Here is a 20,017-nt window from a genome sequence, read left to right on the forward strand (position 1 = left end):
ACGGTGGCCAGCCACCGCGACGGCCCCGTTCTCATTGGCAATCCGTGGCAGGCGCCACCACCTCACGCAATCCAGCCGTGATTGCGGGGCTGCTCATCGCCCCGGGCTGGCAGCCAAGCCACCCAAGGTCGTTAAGCCCCCACGCGACCACAACGCGCCAAATCCGTCGGTCGGTTATTCCCACCGGCGGGTCTGGTGCGTCTTTTGTCGGTCCCACACTAAACTTATAGCCCCTGCGTGGCATCAATCGCCACGCAGGGGCTATTTGGGTTAGGTCAACGCTGCTTGCGCAGCGTCGCCTTAGTTTCGGCCGCCATCGCCAAAAGCTCCTCGGCGTGTTCAACGGCCAGGTGCGTGACGGACTCGCCGGCCAGCATCCGGGCGATTTCCTGAACCCGGGCGGCGTGGTCGAGCTTTTGGACCGTCGTGTTGGTGCGACCGCCGTGAACGGCCTTTTGGATCACGTACTCGTGGTCGGACATTGCGGCCACCTGCGGCAGGTGACTGATGCACAGCACCTGGCTGTGCGTGGCAATCTGGCTGATTTTGTTAGCAATCGCCTGGGCGACGCGGCCGGAGACGCCGGTGTCCACCTCATCGAAGATGATACTGGTGACGCCGTCGGTTTCGGCAAAAATCGTCTTGAGGGCCAGCATGATGCGCGACAGCTCGCCGCCGCTGGCGATCTTGGCCAGCGGCTTGGCGCTTTCACCCGGGTTAGTCTGAATGTAAAACTCGACTTGATCCAGCCCATCATCGCGCAGCGTCGTGGCCGGTTCGATGTGAACCTCAAACACCGTCTTGGCCATGTACAGCGCGGCCAACTGCTGGTGGATGGCCACAATCAGTCGCTTGGCAGCCGCCTGACGCGCCGTCGTCAGCTTGGCCGCGGCCTGGACCAGTGCGGCCCGCTCCGCGGCGACGCGCTGATCCAGCCCCTCGGCGTCGGCCTCGGTGGCCTCCATGGTAGCCAGCTCCTTGGCCGCCTTTTGGCCGTATGCGATCACGGCCTCAACCGTGGCGCCGTACTTGCGCTCAAGCTGCGCAATCAGGTCCAGCCGCTTTTCCACCGCGTCCAGCCGGCCCTCGTCCCACTCCAGCTGATCGAGCTGGCGCGACAGGTCGCCTTGCGCGTCCTGCAGCGCGTAGTAGGCCGATTCGATGCTTTGGCTGATCGCCGCAAACCCTTCGTCGAGCTTGGCGATGCCCTGCATGTCGGTCATCGCCGTGGCCACTTGGTCAAGCGGGTTTTGCTCCTCGTTGCTCAGCAGCGCGTAGGCGTCGTTCAACGCGTCGGCGATGCGCTGGTAATTGGCCAGGCGGTCACGCTCCTGGGTCAGCTGGTTTTCCTCATCGGGCGCAAGCGCCGCCGTTGTGATTTCGTTAACCTGAAAGCGCAGCATGTCCAGGCGCTGGGCCCACTCCCGCTCGTTTTGCTGCTTGCGCGACAGCGCCGCGCGGTCCTTTTGGTAGGTCGCATAGGCCGCCTTGTAGGCGGTCAAAAGCCTCGCAACGGGGTCGCCGGCGAACTGATCCAAGAGCCCGAGGTGCGACTCGGGGTGAATCAGCTGCTGGTGCTCGTTTTGGCCGTGAATGTCGACCAGCGTCTCGCCAATCGCACGCAGCGTCGCGGTGTTGACCAACTCGCCGTTGACCCGGCAGAGGTTGCGTCCGGACGCGTACAGGTCGCGCGACAACAGCACGGTGCCGTCGTCCGGCGCCAGGCCGAACGCGGCCATCACTGAGGCCGTGCGTGGGTTGGAGGTCGCGTCGAACAGCCCCTGCAGCGTCGCCTTAGCCGCGCCGGTTCTCACGAAGTCGGTGCTGCCGCGACCACCGGCGAGCAGGCTGACCGCGTCGATGATGATCGACTTGCCGGCCCCGGTTTCCCCGGTCAGCGCGGTCATGCCGGTCTGAAAGCTCAGCTCGAGCTTGTCGATGATTGCAAAATCATGGATGACCAGTTCCTGTAACATGTTATCCCACCATTTCGTCCAGTTCTGCTAACAGCGCCTGCGCCGCCGCCGCGGTGCGGCAGATGACCAGAATCGCCGCGTCGCCGGCGATGGTCGCAAACACCCGCGGATCCTCCAGCTGATCGATCAAGTTGCCGACCGCCGGCGCCGTACCGGGGGTCATCACCAGGTGAACGAAGCGGTCCAGCACGTCGCCACGCAAATAAGCCCCAACCATGGTGCGGCGGAGCTTGTCCAGCGGCGCCAGCTGCATTTCCTTGGGCAAGGCGTAGCGGTACGCACCATTGGCCTCTGGGACCTTAACCAGCTGCATCTCCTTGATGTCACGGGAAATGGTGGCCTGGGTGACCGGAATGCCCAGCGCCTTGAGCTTTTCGACGAACTCGCCTTGGCGCTCGATGACGCTGGTTTCGACTAACTGCCTGATGTGGGCCTGACGTTCACTTTTTTGCATAACGCACCTGCTTTCGAAGTTACCCAAAGCATACCGCATTCTGCATATTTGCGCTAGTATTATGAATAGATATGCATCAATGGCCGGGTCGCAGCTCGGCGTAAGCCCGGGCCAGCGTGTCGGTCACGCTGACGTCAGGCGCCATGACGCCTGGTACCTGCGCATTTTGCAGGTGAATCAGAAACTCGATGTTGCCCTCCCCGCCCTTAATCGGCGAGAAGTCCAGCCCCAAGACGTTGTAGCCGGCGGCCAGCGCGAAGTCGACAATCATAGTCAACACCGCCTTGTGAACCGCGGGGTCACGTACGATGCCCTTCTTACCGACGTTGGCCGGTCCGGCCTCAAACTGCGGCTTGATCAAGGCGACGGCGTGACCGCCGGGCTGCAGAATCGCCCGCAGCGGCGGCAAAATCAGCTTCAGTGAGATGAAGGACACGTCGGTCATCGCAAACTCGACGGGGCCGTGGGTAAAATCTTCCGGCTTGCTGTAGCGGAAGTTGACCCGCTCCATCACCTCAACGCGCGGATCCTCGCGCAGCTTCCAGGCCAGCTGGTTGTAGCCGACATCCAGCGCGTAGCTCAACTTGGCGCCGGCCTGCAGCGCGACGTCGGTGAAGCCGCCGGTCGAGGCGCCGATGTCAAGCACCGTGAGGCCCTTCAAGTCGAGGCCAAACACGTCCAGGGCCTTGGCCAGCTTCAGGCCACCCCGGGAAACGTAGGGCATCACCTTGCCCTTGACGTGCAGGACGGACTCGCCATCGATTTTGACGCCGGGCTTGTCCAGGCGCTCGTTGTTTTGATCGTACACCTCACCAGCCATGACGGCTCGCTTGGCCTGCTCGCGCGACAGGAACAGCCCCTGCTCGACCAGCAGCACATCTACTCGTTCTTTTTTCACAGTTACCTCACTCAAAATAAGTCAGAAAAGCGCTCAGCTGCGGCACCGGTCGGCTCAGGCCGGCCAGCGCCGCTCGGGCGGCCGCCACCTCTTGGGCCAGCGCCGCTTGGGCCCCGGCAAGCCCCAGCAGGCTGGGGAAGGTCGCCTTGGCCTCGGCCAGGTCCTTGTTCGGGGTCTTGCCCAGTTCGGCCGCGGTCTTGGTGCGGTCGTTGATGTCGTCTTGAATCTGAAAGGCCAGCCCGAAATGCGCGGCAAACGCCCGCAGCGCTGCGGTGTCGGTCGTGGTGACCCCGGCGAGCAGGCCGCCCATGGCAACCGCCGCCTCAATCAGCGCCCCGGTTTTGAGCGCCTGCAGTCGGCGTAGCGCCGCCAGGTCGAGTCGGTGGTGTTCACCGTCCATGTCCATCACCTGCCCGGCCACCATGCCGCAGGGACCGGCCGCCTGGGCCAGCGCCTGGAGCAATTGGACCACGACGCCTGGTGCGGCCGTCACCGCAGCAACCTGGGCGAAGGCCTGCGCCTGTAGTCCGTCGCCGGCCAGAATCGCCATGGCCGTGCCGAAGCGCTTGTGACTAGTCGGTCGGCCGCGGCGCAGGTCGTCATTGTCCATCGCCGGCAGGTCGTCGTGAATCAGGGAGTAGGTGTGCAGCAGCTCTAGCCCAGCCGCGGCCGGCAGGGCCTGCTTCACCGAACCACCGAAGCTATCCACCACCGCCAGCAGCAAAAGCGGCCGCAACCGCTTGCCCCCGGCGTCAACCGAGTAGCGCATCGCCGCCTGCAGGTGCGTGTTGGCAATCGGCGCAAGCGCCGCGGCCAGGGCCGCCTCAAGCGGGGCCTTGAAGCCCAAGGTCGTAGCCTCAAGCATGATCGGCCGGCTCGAAGTCAACCAAGGTGCCGTCGTCCTTGACCATCTTGGTCACGGTTTGCTCGGCCTCCTTGAGCGTTTTTTCCAGTTGCTGACTCAGCTTGACGCCGGTCTTGAACTGATCCATCGCGGCTTCAAGCGGGACTTGGCCCTGCTCGAGGCTTGCGACAATCTGTTCCAAGCGGGTCAGATTCTCTTCAAAAGTAGGTTCAGCCATTGTTGTCTTCCTTTCCCTGTTGCGGTGCAAGCACCTGCACCGGCACGACCCCGTCTTGTAAGTGAAGCTGGGCCTTTTGCCCCACCGTGAAGTCGCGGCGGTGCTTGAGCATGGTGCCATCGGGGGCCGTGGCGTAACTGTAACCGCGACCCAAAATTTTGAGCGGACTGAGGTGATCCAGCGCCGCTGCGGCCTGGGCAACCCGCTGCCGGTCGGTCGCCACTGCCGCGCGAATCGCACGGCCCAGCCGGACCTGGTCTTGGCTCAGTTGCTGGGCCGCAGTCGCCACCCGGGTGGTCAGCGCCTGCGGGGCAAGCAGCGCATTGGCCATCGCCAGCCGGTGGCGCCGGTCGGCCAAGAGCTGCTGGGTGCTGGCCACCAGGCGACCGCTCAGCTGATCGACCTGCTGCACGTACTGATCGTAGAGCCGCGCCGGCTGCGTCAGCACGACGCTGGCGCGTACGCGCTTGAGCCGCGCGTCTTGGCCGCTCAAAAGCGCCTTGGTCGCCGTCACGATGCGCAGCCGATCCTCTTCGAGCCGCGCCAAGGCGTCGACCAGCGGCACCGGCGTCACCAGCTCCGCGGCCGCCGTCGGGGTGGCCGCGCGATGGTCGGCGATGAAATCGGCGATGGTGGTGTCGGTTTCGTGCCCGACCGAGCTGACAATCGGCATCGGCATGGCGACTAACTCCCGGGCCACGGTCTCCTCGTTGAACGGCCAAAGGTCCTCGATTGACCCGCCGCCACGGCCGATGATCAACGCGTCAAAGCCGCCCATCTCCCGCACCCGCCGCAGCTGGCGAACCAAGTCGCCGGCCGCGGCCGTGCCCTGAACCACCGCCGGAAACAGCACCAGCTGCAGGATTGGGTAGCGCCGGGCCACCGTCGTGCGAATGTCTTGGATCACCGCGCCGCTGGGGCTGGTGATCACCGCGACCCGCCGCGGAAAGCGCGGCAGCGGCCGCTGGTTGCGGCTGAACAGGCCCTCGGCGGCCAGCTTGGTTTTGAGCTGCTCCAGCGCCTGGTACAAGGCCCCAACGCCATCCGGCTCCATGCTCTCGATCACAATCTGGTACTGGCCAGACGCGTTGTACAAGGTGACATGGCCGACCACGCGAACCTTCATCCCCTCCTCGGGGCGAAACTTCAGCTTGGCAAAAGCACCTTTGAACATCACCGCGCTGATTTTGGCCTGGTCGTCCTTCAGCGAGAAGTACTGGTGGCCGGGTCGCAGACGAAAGTTGCTCAGCTCGCCGGTCAAAAAGACCCGTGTCAGGTAAGGATCAAGGTCAAACTTGCGCCGCAGGTAGGTGGTGAGGCTGCTGACGCTGAGGTACTCGGGTTCACTCATTTAATCGCCTCTTGGCTAAGGTAACAGTTTGCATCATCAACGCGGCGATGGTCATCGGCCCCACCCCGCCCGGCACCGGTGTGATCGCGCTGGCCAACGGCGCCACCTGATCGAAGGCGACGTCGCCGACCAGCTTGCCGGAATCGTTGCGGTCCATGCCGACGTCGATCACCACGGCACCAGGCTTGACCGCCTCGGCCGTGATGAACTCGGCCTGGCCCAGCGCCGCCACCAACAAGTCGGCCTGGCGCGTCAGTGCAAACAGGTTCGCCGTCTTGCTGTGGGTGATGGTGACCGTGGCGTCTTGGTTGAGCAAAAGCCCCGCCAGCGGCCGCCCAACGATGTTGGAGCGGCCGACGATGACGGCGTGTTGGCCGGCGACCGAGATGCCATAGTGGTTAAGCAGCGCCATGATGCCGAGCGGGGTCGACGCGACCACGCCGGGTTGGCGGGTCCACAGCCGCCCCATGTTGACCGGGTGAAAGCCGTCGACGTCCTTGTCCGGCGCAATGGCCGCAATCACCGCCTGGGCGTCGATTTGCGCCGGCAGCGGCAGCTGAACTAAGATGCCATCGATGGCGGGGTCAAGGTTCAGCTCGGCGATGATCTGAAGCAGCGTGGCCTGGGTGGTGCTGGCCGGCAACACGTGTTTGACCGAGCGGATGCCCAACGACTCGGCGCGGCGCTGCTTATTGCGAACGTAGATGGCGCTGGCCGGATCGTCACCGACCAACACCACGGCAAGCCCCGGCGTCACCCCACGGGCAATCATCGACTGAACCGTGGCGCTGAGCTCGGACATCAAGGCGTTGGCGGTTTTTTTTCCATCTAAGATTGTAGTCATTGTTCTCCTCCATCGGGTGCGGCTGCTGGGCCCAACTCGGGCCGCGACCTGCCCAGTGCAGGTCGTGGTGTCATCATACAAGATGCCTGTCAAGACGTCCAGCCTCAGCCCGCAATCCTCAAGAGACTCTCACCCGGCGTTAAGAATGCCGAGCGCATACAGCAACGGACCGTGAGAAAACACGGCCCGTTGCTGTCACACTATTGGCTCACGCCTCGGCCGGCTTGGACACAAAATGCCCCAAAATACCGTTCACGAAACGCGCGGCCGACTCGTCGCTGTACTTCTTGGCCAGCTCGATAGCCTCGTTGACGGCAACCTTGGCCGGCAGCTCCGGCTCGTACTGCAACTCGTACAGACCCAGCCGCAGCACAATCAGATCCGGCTTGGTCAGGCGGCTGAGCGTCCAGCCCTTCTTGAGCTTGCCGGTGATGGCAGCGTCTAGTTCGGCGGAATGGGCCAAAACCCCGTCAATCAGCGCAATCATGTACGCGGATGCGGTCTCGTCTTCGTCCAGCACATCGGCGTACACCGCCTGGCGGTCGGCGTCCGGGTTGCCCGCAAGTGCGAACAGCGCCTGAAACGCCGCCTCCCGTGATTCATGTCTGCCTAGCATCTAATCGTCATCCTCGGTTTCTTCGTCGTCTGCAAATAAGTTCTCGGGGTCGACCGGAGCGGCCTTTTCGGGCACCACTCCGACCACATGCACGTTCACCGCGGCCAGCGTCAGATCCGTCATGTACAAAAGCTGCTCGCGCAGCGTCTGCTGCATGTCAAGCGCCACCTTGGGCACGGAAACCCCGTAGTCCAAGTAGACGTAGACGTCGGCGGTCAGCTGCGTCCCGTCCACGGTCAGGGCAACGCCCTTGCCGTGGTTGGCGCGGCCGAACCACTCGTTGATCGAGCTAGTCAGGCTACCGCGCATCTGGTACACGCCATCGACGCCGACTGCGGCGATGCCCAAAATGACCTCCAAAACTTCCGGAACAATCTCGATTGTTCCCTGAGCATCCGTGCGGTTCGCAAGTATGATATTTGTTTCTTCAGCCATTAGGCATCCTCCTCAATTGTGGTCGACGCAGCTAGGCGCGGGAAATGTAGGTGCCGTCCTGCGTGTTGATGGTCAGCACATCGCCTTCGTTGATGAAAAACGGCACCTGAACCACCAGGCCGGTTTCCATCGTCGCAGGCTTGCTGCCGCCGCTGCTGGTGTTGCCGCGAACGCCGGGTTCGGTGGCCGTGACGGTCAGATCGACGGTGTTCGGCACTTCAACGCCCAGGGTCTCCTGGTCGTGCATGATCACCTTGACCTCCATGTTCTCCTTGAGGTACTTGAGCTCCTCTTGGATTTCCTCGCCCGGCAAAGACAGCTGCTCGTAGGTCTCCATGTCCATGAAGACATAGTTGTCGCCATCTGCGTACAAGTACTGCATGGTTTTGGTATTGATCTGGGCCTTCTCCACTTTTTCGGTGGAACGGAAGGTCTTTTCCTGCACCGCACCGGTCCGCAGGTTCTTCAAGGTCGACCGCACGAACGCGGAACCCTTCCCCGGCTTCACGTGCTGGAATTCGACGATCCGCCAGAGACCGCCGTCCACTTCGATGGTCAAGCCGTTTTTAAAATCATTGACAGAAATCATTATGGTTCCTCCATTATCGTTTGTAAACTCCACTTTACTATATCAAGACTGTCGAACCGGCGCAACCGCCGGCCGGCTCACGATAATGGGTGTCCCCGTTCACTGACGCCGAGCTTTGGACTCAGCGCTGGACCGCCTCGCGTTTTTTGCACTACTTCACCTTCACGACTAGAATTTCTGGCGGCGCCGGCGTGGTCAGCACCCGGGCCCCGTCTTGCGTAATCAGCAGGTCGTCTTCAATCCGGACCCCACCAACCCCAGGCAGGTAAATGCCCGGCTCGTCGGTTTCGACGTTACCGGCCACCTGTGGCACCGCGTTGTACACACCCCAGGCACCGGGTCCTTCGTGAATCGAAAGGCCGATGCCGTGACCGGTGCCGTGGCCGAAGTACTGACCGTAGCCGGCGCGGTCGATGAAGCCATGGGCGAAGTCGTTGATCTCGCGCCCAGTGACGCCCGGGGCCATCAGTTCGGCGACGCCGCGGTTGGCCGCGTACACCACCTTGTAAATGGTCTTGATGCGCGGATCCGGCTCACCGACGGCAAAGGTGCGGGTGATGTCTGAGACGTAGCCCTGGTAAACACAGCCCCAATCCAGCGTCACCACATCGCCTGCTTCAATCACCTTAGCGGTGGCGGCGCCATGCGGCATGGCCGACCGGGCCCCACTGGCGACGATGGTTTCAAAGGAGGTCCCGGACGCGCCCAGCTTGCGCATGAAAAAGTCCAGGTCCAAGGCGACTGCGGCCTCGGTCACGCCCGGCTGAATCGTTGCCAGCACGTGCTGGTAGCCGGCCTCGGCGATTTCAATCGCCTTTTGGATCAAGGCCAGCTCCGAGTCGTCCTTGACCTCGCGCAGCGTCGCCACGAAATTGTGGGTCGCCACCCAGGTCGTCGGGGCCGGCAGCCGCTTGAAGTCCTCGTAAACCAGGATTTCACCCTCAAAGCCCACGCGCTGCAGGCCGTCTTGAACCGCCAGCTCGCCGGTCTTGGCGAACAACCCGGCCTGGTGCAACACCAGCTCGCTGTTGTGGACCTCGGCTTGCACCTGAGTGGTGAAGCGCGAGTCCGTGATCAGGTAGCTGTGCGATCGGCTGACCAGCAAGGCGCTTTCGTCGCCGGTGAAGCCCGTCAGGTACGAGACATTGGTCGCATTGGTGACCAGCACCGCATCCAAATCGTGTTCCGCCAGTTTGTGTTGCAGCCGTTCCAGACGTGTCAGAGTCGTCATGTTATCCATTCCTTTCTCACTCACCGTGCCACCTCGGCAAAAAAAAACGCCCCGTGACCGGGGCATTTTCGTGTTATTCAGCTTTTTCGACTGGATAAACGGATACTTGCTTGCGATCGCGACCCAGACGCTCGAATTTCACGATGCCGTCCGTGGTTGCAAACAGCGTGTCATCGCCGCCGCGACCAACGTTGGTCCCTGGGTGGATCTTCGTACCGCGCTGACGGTACAAGATGTTCCCGGCCAAAACGAACTGGCCATCGGCACGCTTGGCACCAAGACGACGACCGGCAGAGTTACGGCCGTTAGAAGTGGAGCCGCCCCCCTTATGGTGGGAGAAGAATTGTAAGTCCATCTTTAACATAAGTCTGTACACCTCCGAATGTTGAATTAGGTTTAACTGTTGTGCGTCTTCACGCGAATATGATCGGGATTAGTCTCTTCAATCTGGGTCAGGGTCAACAGCAAGCTCTCAAGCAGGATCTGCGTCACATGGGCGCTTTCACCCTTGAGGACCGCGGGAACGGTCACCGTCAAGTGACCCCCGTTGACCGCGTCGACGGCCGTGACCGGGTCGAACCCGGCCATCACCTCGATGCTGTTGGCGGCACCGATGGCCACGGCCGAAACCGCGGCGCAAACGATGTCATGCCCGTAATCACCGGCGTCGGCGTGTCCTTGCAGCGTGAACTGCTGGAACGTGCCGGCCGCGGTGCGAAAAAACGTTGCGCGAATCATAGGCTCAACTCCTATTAGGCGTTGATTGCGTCGATGACGACCTTCGTGTAAGGCTGACGGTGGCCCTTCTTCTGGTGGCTGTGCTTCTTAGGCTTGTACTTGTAGGTAACAACCTTCTTTTCGCGCCCTTGCTTCTCAACCTTACCAGTGACCGTCGCACCGTCGATGGTAGGCGTGCCGATCTTGGCATCGCCTTCACCTGCGACCAGGATGACCTGGTCGAAGGTCACCGTTGCGCCTTCTTCAACATCGAGCTTCTCGACGTAAAGTGCTTCGCCGACCGCGGCCTTGTACTGCTTGCCGCCAGTTTTGATAATTGCGTACATCTTGTGCACCTCCTGTTGCCCGTAGGCTTTTTCCCCTGAGGACTCGCCAAGCCGGGTGCTAAGCTTTGAAACCCGGCGTTGCGCGGTTGCAGTTGAGGGGTGACAAATACAACGTATCGATTGTACCAAAGACCCCTGGCCGACGCAAGCAAAATGTGCGGCGGCGCCGGTGACCCCCGCCTGGCATTGGCGGTTGTCGTCACCTGTCGCATTGCGCTATACTGGCTTGCAGATAAGATGAAGGCGGGAAATCGAATGACTGGCTTGATAGTTCTGCTTATATTTGTGCTGACCGGCGGCCTGACGGTGATGGCGATGGCCAAGCTCCACGCCCCGTGGCGCTACGTGGTGGCAGGGCTTGTCGCCGCAGTCGTGCTCACGGCTTCGGCCAAGTTGACCGGCCGGCCCATGACCATCGGCTTGGCGGTGTGGCTGGCCGCGCTTGTCGGCGGCCTCACCGCGCTGCGCGTCTTCCTGCGGCGCCAGTGACCCGAGAGGAAAAAAGGCGGCGTCAAGCACCGCCGCCTTGCCCCTGCCAAGGACCTTCAGTATACCACGCGCTGACGCTGTCAGCGCGTTTTTTTAGCCGACGTACTTGCCGACCACTGGCAACTTGGCCAACACCGACTTGCCGTGTGGGGCGTGTGCGATCACCGCGCTCAAGTCCTGGCCGGCGTGGTTACCGTGGTGGTTCTCACCAGCCCAAGCCGGCACGTTGGTCAGGTCGTACACGACGCCATCGATGGCCACGTACTTCTTGGGGTCATCCACCCCGTTGTACTTAGCCAGCGTCTCCTTTGTGAATGTCTCTGTCATCGTCAGTTCTCCTTCCTAAAACAAAGTTGTCAACAACCTAATCATAGCCGTTTGGCCGCCTGTTGTCTAGGAATTCACTCACCCGCCTGAGGGCCGAACCCGCCTCGGTCGCAGGGCTGAATTCGACTTATTTAGTCAATAACGCTTGACTAACTTATTAATAACAAGTAGAATAATCACATTGTTTCAAGGCCATTCATGTACCCTAAGAATGGAGGTAATATACATGAAATACAAGATTCAATTAGACACGTCCAACCAACTCTTCATCGCGATCGACCTCAGTGATCAAAAGCACACTGGGACCGGCCGAACCATCGAGCAGGCGGTCGCACAACTGAACAATTGATGCCTTGTGCCACAAAAACCCCCGGATCATCGCGATCCGGGGGTTTTTGCTCGTTCATGAGTTAGGCTTCTTCTGCCCCAGGCGTCGAGGTGATCAGCATCATCTTGCCGCTGAAGGTCCAGGACTTGATCTGGTTAGGGATGATGAAGTGAACGCCCTTCTTCAGCGGGTAGGACTGGCCATCCGCCTCGATGCTGCCGGCACCATCGAGCACGGACACCAAGGTGTAAGGCACCGTTGGCGTCTGGCTCAGCTTACCGTTCAGGTCGATCTTGTAAACCGAGAAGAACTTGGAAATCGGCGCGGTCACGAAGGTCGTGATGGTCGCATCGTCTACCTTGGCCGTCGTGATGTCAAGCTTCGGGTCGACGCTCGGCACCGTGGTGGTGTCGATGCTTTGCGCCAAGTGCAACTCACGCTTGTTGCCTTGCGCATCGGTGCGGTCGTAATCGTACAGGCGGTAGGTCGTGTCGGAGCTTTGCTGGGTCTCAAGCACCATGATGCCCTTGTTCAGCGCGTGGATGGTCCCACTTGGCACGTACACGAAGTCGCCGGTTTTAACCGGAACCTTACGCAGCAGGTGCTCCCAGTCGCCTTGGTGAATCATGTCGGCGAGCTGCTGGCGGGTTTTGGCGTGGTGGCCGTAAATCAGGTACGAACCGGGCTCGGCGGAGATGACGTACCAGCACTCGGTCTTGCCAAGCTCGCCAGGCCGCTCGTGGGCGGCGGCGTAGGCATCATCCGGGTGAACCTGGACGGACAGGCTGTCGTTGGCGTCCAGAATCTTGGTCAACAACGGAAAGACCTTGCTCTTTTGGTGGCCGAAGTATTCCTGGTGATCCCGCCACGCAATGTCCAGCGTGGTGCCCTTCAGCGGCCCGTTGGCGATGACATCCGGCCCGTTGGGATGAGCCGAGATGGCCCACAGCTCACCGATTTTACCTTCCGGCAGGTGGTAGCCGAAGTCGGTTTCGAGTTTGCGGCCGCCCCAGATCTTGTGGTGAAAGACAGGTTCGAGAAAAATAGGTTCAGTCAAAATACTTCCTCCTTGAAGGCAAATGCGTGTTTTTAGACTTTTCATCCGCTTTCATTCTAACATAACGGCCGCCTCAATGTTGCGCTTTCAGGAACTCGGCAACGAATTCGTCCCGCCGCGCCAAGAAGTTGACATTGGGCTGCGGGTGAACCCGGTTGCTCAACACAATCAAGGCCCGGTGCAGCCTGGGCTGTAGCAGCCAAAAGGTGCCGGTGTAACCAGTGTGGTACAGCCACAGGCGCTTGGCCGCATCGATCCGCAGGTCCCACCCCAGGCTACGCCCAAGCCCCGCCTTGGTGTAATCGGCCACCAGCCGACCGAACGGCGCCGGCCACGCCGCGGAAAGGCGAACGCCGAACGCGAACTCGCTAAAGCGCATCAGGTCCTCGAGGCTGGCAAACAGCCCGGCCGCCCCGCTGTGACAGCCCAAAATCGCGCTTTTGGGGTCATGCACCACCCCTTGGCGCAGCCCCGTCGCCGGTGAATAGCTGGTCGGCACGCACCGCGAAGCCGCCGGGGTGAAGGTCGCCGAGTCAAGTCCCAGCGGCTTGAGGACGCGCCGCGTGATCAGTGTCTGAATCGGCGCCAGGTACAGCTTTTCAAGCGCCCAGCCGACCAACAGCAGGTTGACGTCACGGTACACCACCTGAGTGTCACACTCGGCCGTCACCGTCAGCTGCGTCAAAAGCGCTTGGCGCAAGGCCGTGGCTGCCAGCTCGTCGCGGTGAGGAATGTAGCCCTCAAGCCCCGAGGTGTGCGTCAGCGCCTGGCGAAACGTCGTCTGGGCGCCAAACTCCGGCAGCAGCGTGTTCAGCGGCTGATCCAGGCTCACCGAACCGGCCGCCAGCGCTTGTAAGAACAGCGTCGTGGTCCCCACCACCTTGGTCAATGACGCCAGGTCGTAGAGACTGCCGGAATGCAGCGGCGCCGGGTGCGGCCACAGCTGGCGCTGCCCGCTCACCCGCAGCTCGCTGACGCCGTCGTGCAGGTAGGCCGCAGACCATCCAGGGGTGCAGCCGGAAAGCTTATTTGCAAGATTCGTCAATGGTCCCATGTCATCACTTCTCACTCACCAAAATATTAAACGCCGCCGACAGAAAACCACAGCGTAAGTCGGTTGGGCCCGGTCACCATCAGGTACTGCGCCGGCACCACGGCCTTGACCGGCCAGTGGTGGCCCCGCACGTTGGCCTCAAGCGCGGCCAAGGCCGCGGCGCTGGAGACGACCAGGTTGACGTAGCGGCCGCCGGCGTGGTTGGGCTGGCGCGGGCGGGCCCGTTTGGCCAACACCACCGCCATGCTGATGTGGCTGGCGGCGTCACCGACGGTCAAAAAGGCGTGGTCTTCTGCCTGCTGCTGCACCACAAAGCCGAGGATGTCGGCCAGGTAGGTCACGGTGTCTGCGACCTGCTGGGTTCGCACCACAATCTGAGCCAAGGAGACGCGATCCGGCAACCCGGCCCAGGCGCCTGTGGGCAGCGGCGGCGCCTGGGCCGGCAGCGTCGTTCCCGCCGCAAAATCGTAGGTGCGGGTGATGGATCCGCTCAACCCGGGGTCGTAGGCGATGCGCAGTTGGTTTTGCTCGGGATCCGCGAACGAAAAGCCCAGCGCAAAGCCGGTTTCCCACCAGCTCAAGGCGATGCCTTGAGCCTTCAGCCTCGCTGCCACCGCCAAAAGTGACTGCTGGTCGGGCATGTTGAGCCCAAACCCCGCCAGGCCACCGGGCGGCGACTTCAACAGCCGACCGCCGCCTTCAATCATCGCCAGCACGTGGCGCCGCCCGGTGCCCAACAGCGCCTGATGCGCGTCCTGGCGCAGCAAAGTCAGCCCAAGCGTTCGCTGGTACCACGCAACCATCTGCGTCATGTCATGCACCCGCAGGCCAACAAAGCCGATGCGGGTCCACCGGTCCAATGTGAAGCGTTGCATCTTCGCCACCTCTTTTTACCGTTCCCCCACCCCTAAGCATAAGGGCAGGCCCGGCAAAAAGCGATTAATCTGCCTGGCGGCGCGTGGCGGTGATGGCAAAGGCGTCAAGCGCCTGGGTGCCGATCTTCGCCTGCGCGGCCAGGGCCGCGACCAACGGCGCTACCTGGCGCTGCACAGGTGTGTCCTGGGGCAGCTGCGCGACAAGCGTCGGGGTGGCCGAAACCTCCCACTGGCCGTCTTGCATCCCCGGCGTCGGCAAAGTCGCCGTGGTGGTCTCAAAGCCCAGCGCCTCAAGCGGCGGGGTGAGCTCGGCCGGCGTGATCAGGGTGCGAATGTTGGCTTCCCCATCAGGCAGCGTCTCCGCACAGGCGGCCTGGATCCAGGCCGCAAGCAGGTGGGCGACCTGCCGCGCGTCTCGCACGGCAAGCGACCAGTCGGCGATGGCGATGGTGTCAACCGCCGGCGCCAGTTGCGCAATCAAGTGGAGGAGCGACTGAACGCTTGGAAAATACCAGGTTGCATGGGCGATGACCAGCACGTCGAAGCTGCGTGGCGCAAAGTCCGCCTGCAGCACATCGGTCGCCAAATGCGCCTGGACCTGCTTGCCCAGCGGCCCGGCCGCAAGCCTGGCCTGGGCCTCGCCGATGGTCACCGGGGCCCCGTAAGTGGGCGCAGCGATGTCGTAGGCCGCAACCAAGCCGGTCGGTCCGACCGCGGCGGCCAGGGCCGCGGTCATGTCCCCTTGGCCGCAACCGACCTCAAGCACCCGGGCTCCGGGACGGATGCCCCAGTGCTCGACCAGGCTGACCCGGTAGCGGGTCTGCACCGTCTGAATCGCATCGTCTGCAGCAAGGCCCATCGCGGCCACAATATCAGTAACGTTCATTAGTCATCCTCCTTGGCACGGCCTGGCCGCACCCGTCCAGTCTACCACCACCGCGCCGCCTGGCCTAATCGCCGGGCCAGACACCAAAAGCCCCCGCAGTCGAAGCTGCGAGGGTGATGGTGACTAGATGGCGACGTTGCCGGAGAACTGGCTGTTGTACAGATCGGCGTAAAAACCGTTTTGCGCCATCAGCTGATCGTGGTTGCCGGTTTCGACAATCGAGCCGTGGTTCATCACGATGATGTTATCCGCGTCGCGAATCGTGCTCAGGCGATGGGCGACGACGAAGCTGGTGCGGTCCTTCAGCAGGCGACTCATCGCGTGCTGAATGTGAACCTCGGTGCGGGTGTCGACGGAGCTTGTCGCCTCGTCGAGAATCAGAATCTCGGGATCGGCGACGAAGGCCCGGGCAATGGTCAACAGCTGACGCTGGCCCTGCGAAATGTTAGAGGCCGATTCGTTCAAGATGGTGTCGTAGCCCTTCGGCAGCTGGCGAACAAAGTTGTCCACATGGGCGGCCTTGGCGGCTTCAAGAATCTGCTCATCGGAGGCATCCTCGCGGCCGTACTTCAGGTTGTCCCAGATGCTACCGGTGAACAGCCAGGTGTCTTGCAGCACCATCGCAAAGTGGCTGCGCAAATCCTCGCGCGACATGTCGCGGGTGTCCACGCCATCGAGGCGAATCGCCCCGCCCTTGACGTCGTAGAAGCGCTCGAGCATGTTGATCACGGTGGTCTTGCCGGCACCGGTTGGGCCGACGATGGCGATCATCTGGCCCGGTTTGACCTCAAGGTTGTAGTCGGTCATCAAAAGTGGTGAGCCGTCGTAGCCGAACTTGACGTGGTCCATGGTCAGCTTGTTGTGGTCGTCTGGGACGGCCGGCATGCCGGATGGCTCGTCGGTCATATCTGGTTCGTCCAGCACTTCAAAGACCCGTTCCGCCGAGGCGATGGTGCTTTGAATGGTGTTGGCCAGGTTGGCCAGCTGCGAGATTGGCTGGGAGAACTGCTGGGTGTACTGCAGGAAGGCCTGCACGTCCCCCAGGCTGACCGTGCCGTTGGACACGGCCAGGCCGCCGAAGATGGCGACGAACACGTAGCTGATGTTGTTGATGAAGGTCATCAGCGGCATGATGATGCCGGAGACGAACTGCGCCTTCCAGGCCGCGTTGTAGAACTTCTGGTTTTCCACCTCGAAGTTTTGCATGACCGTCTCTTCGCGGTTGAAGGACTTGACGATTACCTGACCGGCGTAATTCTCCTCGACCTGGTTGTTCAACAAGCCCAGCGCCTTTTGCTGGCTGGCAAAGAACTTCTGAGACTTCGGCGCGACGATGCCGACCACGACCAAGGACAGCGGGATGGTGACCAAGGCGATCAGGGTCATTTTGCCCGAAATCGAGATCATCATCCACAGCGTCCCGATGAGGGTGACGGCACTGGTGACCATCTGCGTCAGGCTCTGCTGAAGCGTCGAGGCGATGTTATCCATGTCGTTGACCGCTCGCGACATCACGTCCCCGTTGGAATGGGTGTCGTAGTAGTTGATCGGCACGGTTTTCATCTTGTACTTGAGCTCGCGGCGCAGGTCGTAAACGGTGCGTTGGGAGATGCGCGTCATGATGTACTGCTGCAGGAAGGAGAACACCGCAGACGCCAGGTACATGAAGATGACCGTGATGATGATGCCCTTGATCTTGTCAAAATCGATCGGGAACTCGGCCATCTGGATGCCAGCCTTTTGCTGTGCGACCCCTTTCATGTAGCCCTTGAAAATCTCGGTCGTGACCTGACCCAACACCTTGGGGGTGCGAATCTGAAAGATCGTCGCGGCGATGGCTAAAAGCAGCACCAAGACGATGCCGACCAGGCGCGATTTCATGTAGCCCAACAGGCGCATGGTGGTGCCCCAGAAGTTCTTGGGCTTTTCCACCAGGCCCATGCGCGGTCCCGGCCCGTGGCCGCCACCCATCCGCTGCTGTGGCTGTTTGGATTCTGCCATTAGTCTTCATCCCCCTCTCGAATCTGCGACTTGATGATTTCCTGGTACGTGGTGTTGGTGGCCTTCAGCTCGGCGTGGCTGCCGCGCCCGACCATCTTGCCGTCGTCCAGCACCACGATGGTGTCGGCATCGGCGACCGTGGAGACGCGCTGGCCGACGATCACGACGACGCGGTTGGAAATCTTCTCGTCGTCCTTCAGCGCCTGGCGCAACAAGGCATCGGTCTTGAAGTCCAAGGCCGAGAAGGAATCGTCGAACACGTAGACGCTGGCGTCTTTGACCAGGGCCCGGGCAATCGCCAGGCGCTGTTTTTGGCCGCCGGAGAAGTTACCGCCGCCTTGCTCAACGTGGTAGTCCAGGCCTTCCGGATTCTCTTCGATGAAGTCCTTTGCCTGCGCAATCTCAAGCGCGTGCCACAGCTCGTCATCCGTCGCGTCTTCGTTGCCGTACTTCAGGTTGTCACGCACGGTCCCGGTGAACAGGTTGGCCTTTTGCGGCACGAAGGCGACCGCGCCGTGCAACACCTTGAGGTCGAGCTCGCGAACGTCGGTGCCGTCGAGCTTGACCGCGCCTTTTTCAACGTCGTAAAAACGCGGAATCAGGTTGACCAACGTCGACTTACCGGAGCCGGTGCCGCCGATAATGGCCAGCGTCTGGCCCGGCTGCATGTTAAAGTCGATGCCGGCAAGCGCCGGCTCCTCGGCACCGTGGTAACGAAAGTCAACGTGATCGAATTGCAGGCTGGCGTGGCTTTCGTCCAGCGGCGTCGGCGTGGCTGGCGCCTTGATGGTGGTGGTCAGATCCAGCACCTCGTTGATGCGGGTGGCCGAAGCCTGGGCGCGAGGAATGAACATCAAGATCATGGACAGCATCATGAAGCTCATCAGAATCTGCATCGCGTAGGTGATAAAGGCGATCAGGTTCCCGGTTTCAAGGGCCTGTTGGGCGATTAAGTGGCCGCCCCACCAGTCGATGCCGATGTTGGTCCCGGACATGATCAAGGTCATCACCGGCATCGCCAGCGCCATAATCGAGAAGACCTTGACGGCGTTATCGGTGTAGTCCTTGTTGGCGACGTCGAAGCGGTTTTGCTCGAAGTCGTCTTGGCGGAAGGCCCGGATCACCCGGACCCCGGTCAGCCCTTCGCGGAAGACCAGGTTGATCTTATCGGTTTTGTCCTGCATCTTCCGAAACAGCGGCACGGCGAAGACCATCATGATGCCGATGAAAATCATCATGATTGGAATCACAATCAAAAAGATCATGGTCAGCGTGTGGTTCTTCTGGTAGGCCAGAAAACTTGCCCCGATCAGCATGATCGGCGCCATGATCATCATGCGCAGGATCATCACCCACACGTTTTGAATCTGGGTGACGTCGTTGGTGGTGCGGGTGATCAACGAACTGGTGCCGACCTGATCCATCTCGTCGTGCGAGAAGTTGATCACCTTGCGGTAGATGTCCGCACGGATGCGCTGACCGAGCTTTTGGGAGACCCGAGCAGCCAAAAACACGTTGCAGACACTGGCGACGACGGAGATGATGGCGCAGCCGATCATCTTGAAGCCGGCATGCCAGATGTAGTCGGTATCCCCGAGGGCAACGCCCTTGTTGACGATATCCGCCGTCAGGTTCGGCAGGTAAAGGCTCGCGATGACCTGCACAATCATGAACAAGACGGCGCCGGTGATCGCCCAGGCCGACGCGCGACCCTTTGCTAGTTTAAACATTCGTTGCCTCCTTTGGTGCGACGACGCCGTACTGAATCCAGTTGAGCAGCTGGGCCAGCCGGGCCTTAACTTCGTTGATTGGCAGGACCTCTCCTGCCGCGCGGTGGTTGTAGTAATGGCCGATGGTCTGCATGAACAGCCCCATCACCTGCCGAATCAGCATCCGCAGATCGTCATCGGAGTGAACCCGCAGCGGCGTTCGGTCGATGTTGTCGACCAGAAACTGCGTGAGCTGGCCGTGGGGTTTCTTCTTGGGCCCCGGCGTTAGCTTGGACACCGAGTGAAAGTCCATGTACATGAAGACGTTGGCGTAAAAATCGGCGTGTGGCCCCTGAACGATGGTGTCGATCATGCGGTCGAACATCTCCGCCATCGCGGCGAAGAAGTCGCCGTGCTGGTCGATTACCGTCTGGCGGATCATGTCCTCGGTGTTTTGGCGCATACGCTCCAAGAGGTAGAAAAAGACGTCGCCCTTGTCCTCGAAGTACTGATAGAAGCTGCCGCGGGGAATGCCGGCATCCTTAATGATGTTTGAGATGCTGGCGTCGGCAAACGGCGCCCGGGCGAACTCGGCGTAGGCGGCCTTGACCAGGCGCATCCGCTTCTCTTCGGCCAGGCGGAAAAATGTTGGCTTTGGCATGGCGCTCTCCTTTCCAGCGCGTGTGACGCGCCATCGTGGTGGTCCCGCAGGCGCGGGGCCGACAGGGTCGCAGTATACGACACGCTGTCA

At 61.5% G+C, this 20,017-nt stretch carries 24 protein-coding genes and 1 other annotated feature; of the genes, 2 read left to right on the top strand and 22 right to left on the bottom strand.

The features are described from left to right. Positions 1–275: 275 nt before the first annotated feature. The 14 genes from recN to rplU form a co-directional block, all read right to left on the bottom strand. Positions 276–1,976, bottom strand: a complete 1,701-nt coding sequence (recN, locus tag NUH19_RS09170; RefSeq protein WP_262316256.1) for a DNA repair protein RecN — start codon at positions 1,974–1,976, stop codon at positions 276–278. Position 1,977: 1 nt separating this feature from the next. Continuing rightward, positions 1,978–2,430, bottom strand: coding sequence for an arginine repressor (locus NUH19_RS09175; RefSeq protein WP_262316257.1), 453 nt, complete (start codon positions 2,428–2,430; stop codon positions 1,978–1,980). 76 nt (positions 2,431–2,506) lie between these two features. After that, positions 2,507–3,328, bottom strand: a complete 822-nt coding sequence (locus tag NUH19_RS09180; RefSeq protein ID WP_262316258.1) for a TlyA family RNA methyltransferase — start codon at positions 3,326–3,328, stop codon at positions 2,507–2,509. 7 nt (positions 3,329–3,335) lie between these two features. Continuing rightward, positions 3,336–4,193: a polyprenyl synthetase family protein gene (locus NUH19_RS09185; RefSeq protein WP_262316259.1), complete on the bottom strand. Its 858-nt coding sequence runs from the start codon at positions 4,191–4,193 to the stop codon at positions 3,336–3,338. Continuing rightward, positions 4,186–4,410 carry an exodeoxyribonuclease VII small subunit gene (locus NUH19_RS09190; RefSeq protein WP_262316260.1) on the bottom strand — a complete coding sequence of 75 codons (225 nt, stop codon included), beginning with the start codon at positions 4,408–4,410 and terminating at the stop codon, positions 4,186–4,188. Before NUH19_RS09190 ends, NUH19_RS09185 begins: the two co-directional genes overlap by 8 nt. Beyond that, positions 4,403–5,761 (bottom strand): exodeoxyribonuclease VII large subunit, encoded by a 1,359-nt coding sequence (gene xseA / locus NUH19_RS09195; protein WP_262316261.1) that lies wholly within the window; start codon positions 5,759–5,761, stop codon positions 4,403–4,405. Before xseA ends, NUH19_RS09190 begins: the two co-directional genes overlap by 8 nt. Further along, positions 5,754–6,605, bottom strand: coding sequence for a bifunctional methylenetetrahydrofolate dehydrogenase/methenyltetrahydrofolate cyclohydrolase FolD (gene folD / locus NUH19_RS09200; RefSeq protein ID WP_262316262.1), 852 nt, complete (start codon positions 6,603–6,605; stop codon positions 5,754–5,756). The genes xseA and folD overlap by 8 nt, the downstream gene beginning before the upstream one ends. Before the next feature lie 208 nt (positions 6,606–6,813). Further along, entirely contained in the window at positions 6,814–7,221 is a 408-nt protein-coding gene (gene nusB / locus NUH19_RS09205) for a transcription antitermination factor NusB (RefSeq protein WP_262316263.1), read from the bottom strand. Continuing rightward, positions 7,222–7,656, bottom strand: coding sequence for an Asp23/Gls24 family envelope stress response protein (locus NUH19_RS09210; RefSeq protein WP_262316264.1), 435 nt, complete (start codon positions 7,654–7,656; stop codon positions 7,222–7,224). It lies immediately after the preceding gene. A 31-nt stretch (positions 7,657–7,687) separates the two neighbouring features. Next, positions 7,688–8,245 carry an elongation factor P gene (gene efp, locus NUH19_RS09215; RefSeq protein ID WP_262316265.1) on the bottom strand — a complete coding sequence of 186 codons (558 nt, stop codon included), beginning with the start codon at positions 8,243–8,245 and terminating at the stop codon, positions 7,688–7,690. 151 nt (positions 8,246–8,396) lie between these two features. Then, positions 8,397–9,467, bottom strand: a complete 1,071-nt coding sequence (locus NUH19_RS09220) for a M24 family metallopeptidase (protein WP_262316324.1) — start codon at positions 9,465–9,467, stop codon at positions 8,397–8,399. A gap of 82 nt (positions 9,468–9,549) precedes the next feature. After that, complete coding sequence (gene rpmA / locus NUH19_RS09225; protein ID WP_225047541.1) at positions 9,550–9,840, bottom strand: 50S ribosomal protein L27; 291 nt, start codon at positions 9,838–9,840, stop codon at positions 9,550–9,552. 32 nt (positions 9,841–9,872) lie between these two features. Then, a complete protein-coding gene (locus tag NUH19_RS09230) occupies positions 9,873–10,214 on the bottom strand; it encodes a ribosomal-processing cysteine protease Prp (protein WP_262316266.1) in 342 nt (113 codons plus the stop codon). Positions 10,215–10,228: 14 nt separating this feature from the next. Beyond that, positions 10,229–10,540, bottom strand: coding sequence for a 50S ribosomal protein L21 (gene rplU, locus NUH19_RS09235; RefSeq protein ID WP_262316267.1), 312 nt, complete (start codon positions 10,538–10,540; stop codon positions 10,229–10,231). Positions 10,541–10,568: 28 nt separating this feature from the next. Further along, positions 10,569–10,638 (bottom strand) — a sequence feature (ribosomal protein L21 leader region). Positions 10,639–10,795: 157 nt separating this feature from the next. Between rplU and NUH19_RS09240 the strand changes: the two genes are divergently transcribed. After that, positions 10,796–11,029 carry a hypothetical protein gene (locus NUH19_RS09240; RefSeq protein WP_262316268.1) on the top strand — a complete coding sequence of 78 codons (234 nt, stop codon included), beginning with the start codon at positions 10,796–10,798 and terminating at the stop codon, positions 11,027–11,029. Between the two features lie 93 nt (positions 11,030–11,122). Here the strand turns inward: NUH19_RS09240 and NUH19_RS09245 are convergent, their stop codons facing one another. After that, complete coding sequence (locus tag NUH19_RS09245; protein ID WP_262316269.1) at positions 11,123–11,356, bottom strand: cytochrome b5 domain-containing protein; 234 nt, start codon at positions 11,354–11,356, stop codon at positions 11,123–11,125. Between the two features lie 226 nt (positions 11,357–11,582). On the opposite strand from NUH19_RS09245, the gene NUH19_RS09250 reads away from it, so the two are divergent. Continuing rightward, complete coding sequence (locus NUH19_RS09250) at positions 11,583–11,705, top strand: hypothetical protein (RefSeq protein WP_262316270.1); 123 nt, start codon at positions 11,583–11,585, stop codon at positions 11,703–11,705. A 61-nt stretch (positions 11,706–11,766) separates the two neighbouring features. Here NUH19_RS09250 and manA read toward each other — a convergent pair whose 3' ends face one another. From manA to NUH19_RS09285, 7 genes are all read right to left on the bottom strand, one after another. Then, positions 11,767–12,786, bottom strand: coding sequence for a mannose-6-phosphate isomerase, class I (manA, locus tag NUH19_RS09255; RefSeq protein WP_262316271.1), 1,020 nt, complete (start codon positions 12,784–12,786; stop codon positions 11,767–11,769). Positions 12,787–12,814: 28 nt separating this feature from the next. Beyond that, on the bottom strand, positions 12,815–13,795 hold the full coding sequence (locus NUH19_RS09260; protein ID WP_262316272.1) for a serine hydrolase domain-containing protein: 981 nt from the start codon (positions 13,793–13,795) through the stop codon (positions 12,815–12,817). A 26-nt stretch (positions 13,796–13,821) separates the two neighbouring features. Next, the gene (locus tag NUH19_RS09265; RefSeq protein ID WP_262316273.1) at positions 13,822–14,670 is read right to left on the bottom strand and encodes a VOC family protein; all 849 of its coding nucleotides are present in this window, start codon (positions 14,668–14,670) and stop codon (positions 13,822–13,824) included. A gap of 64 nt (positions 14,671–14,734) precedes the next feature. Next, entirely contained in the window at positions 14,735–15,556 is an 822-nt protein-coding gene (locus NUH19_RS09270) for a class I SAM-dependent methyltransferase (RefSeq protein WP_262316274.1), read from the bottom strand. A 123-nt stretch (positions 15,557–15,679) separates the two neighbouring features. Next, positions 15,680–17,557 (bottom strand): ABC transporter ATP-binding protein, encoded by a 1,878-nt coding sequence (locus tag NUH19_RS09275; RefSeq protein ID WP_262316275.1) that lies wholly within the window; start codon positions 17,555–17,557, stop codon positions 15,680–15,682. After that, complete coding sequence (locus NUH19_RS09280) at positions 17,557–19,287, bottom strand: ABC transporter ATP-binding protein (protein WP_262316276.1); 1,731 nt, start codon at positions 19,285–19,287, stop codon at positions 17,557–17,559. The genes NUH19_RS09275 and NUH19_RS09280 overlap by 1 nt, the downstream gene beginning before the upstream one ends. After that, positions 19,280–19,927: a TetR/AcrR family transcriptional regulator gene (locus NUH19_RS09285; RefSeq protein ID WP_262316277.1), complete on the bottom strand. Its 648-nt coding sequence runs from the start codon at positions 19,925–19,927 to the stop codon at positions 19,280–19,282. Before NUH19_RS09285 ends, NUH19_RS09280 begins: the two co-directional genes overlap by 8 nt. Positions 19,928–20,017 lie beyond the last annotated feature (90 nt).

The organism is Lacticaseibacillus parakribbianus, assembly GCF_025490915.1.
GTDB lineage: Bacteria > Bacillota > Bacilli > Lactobacillales > Lactobacillaceae > Lacticaseibacillus > Lacticaseibacillus parakribbianus.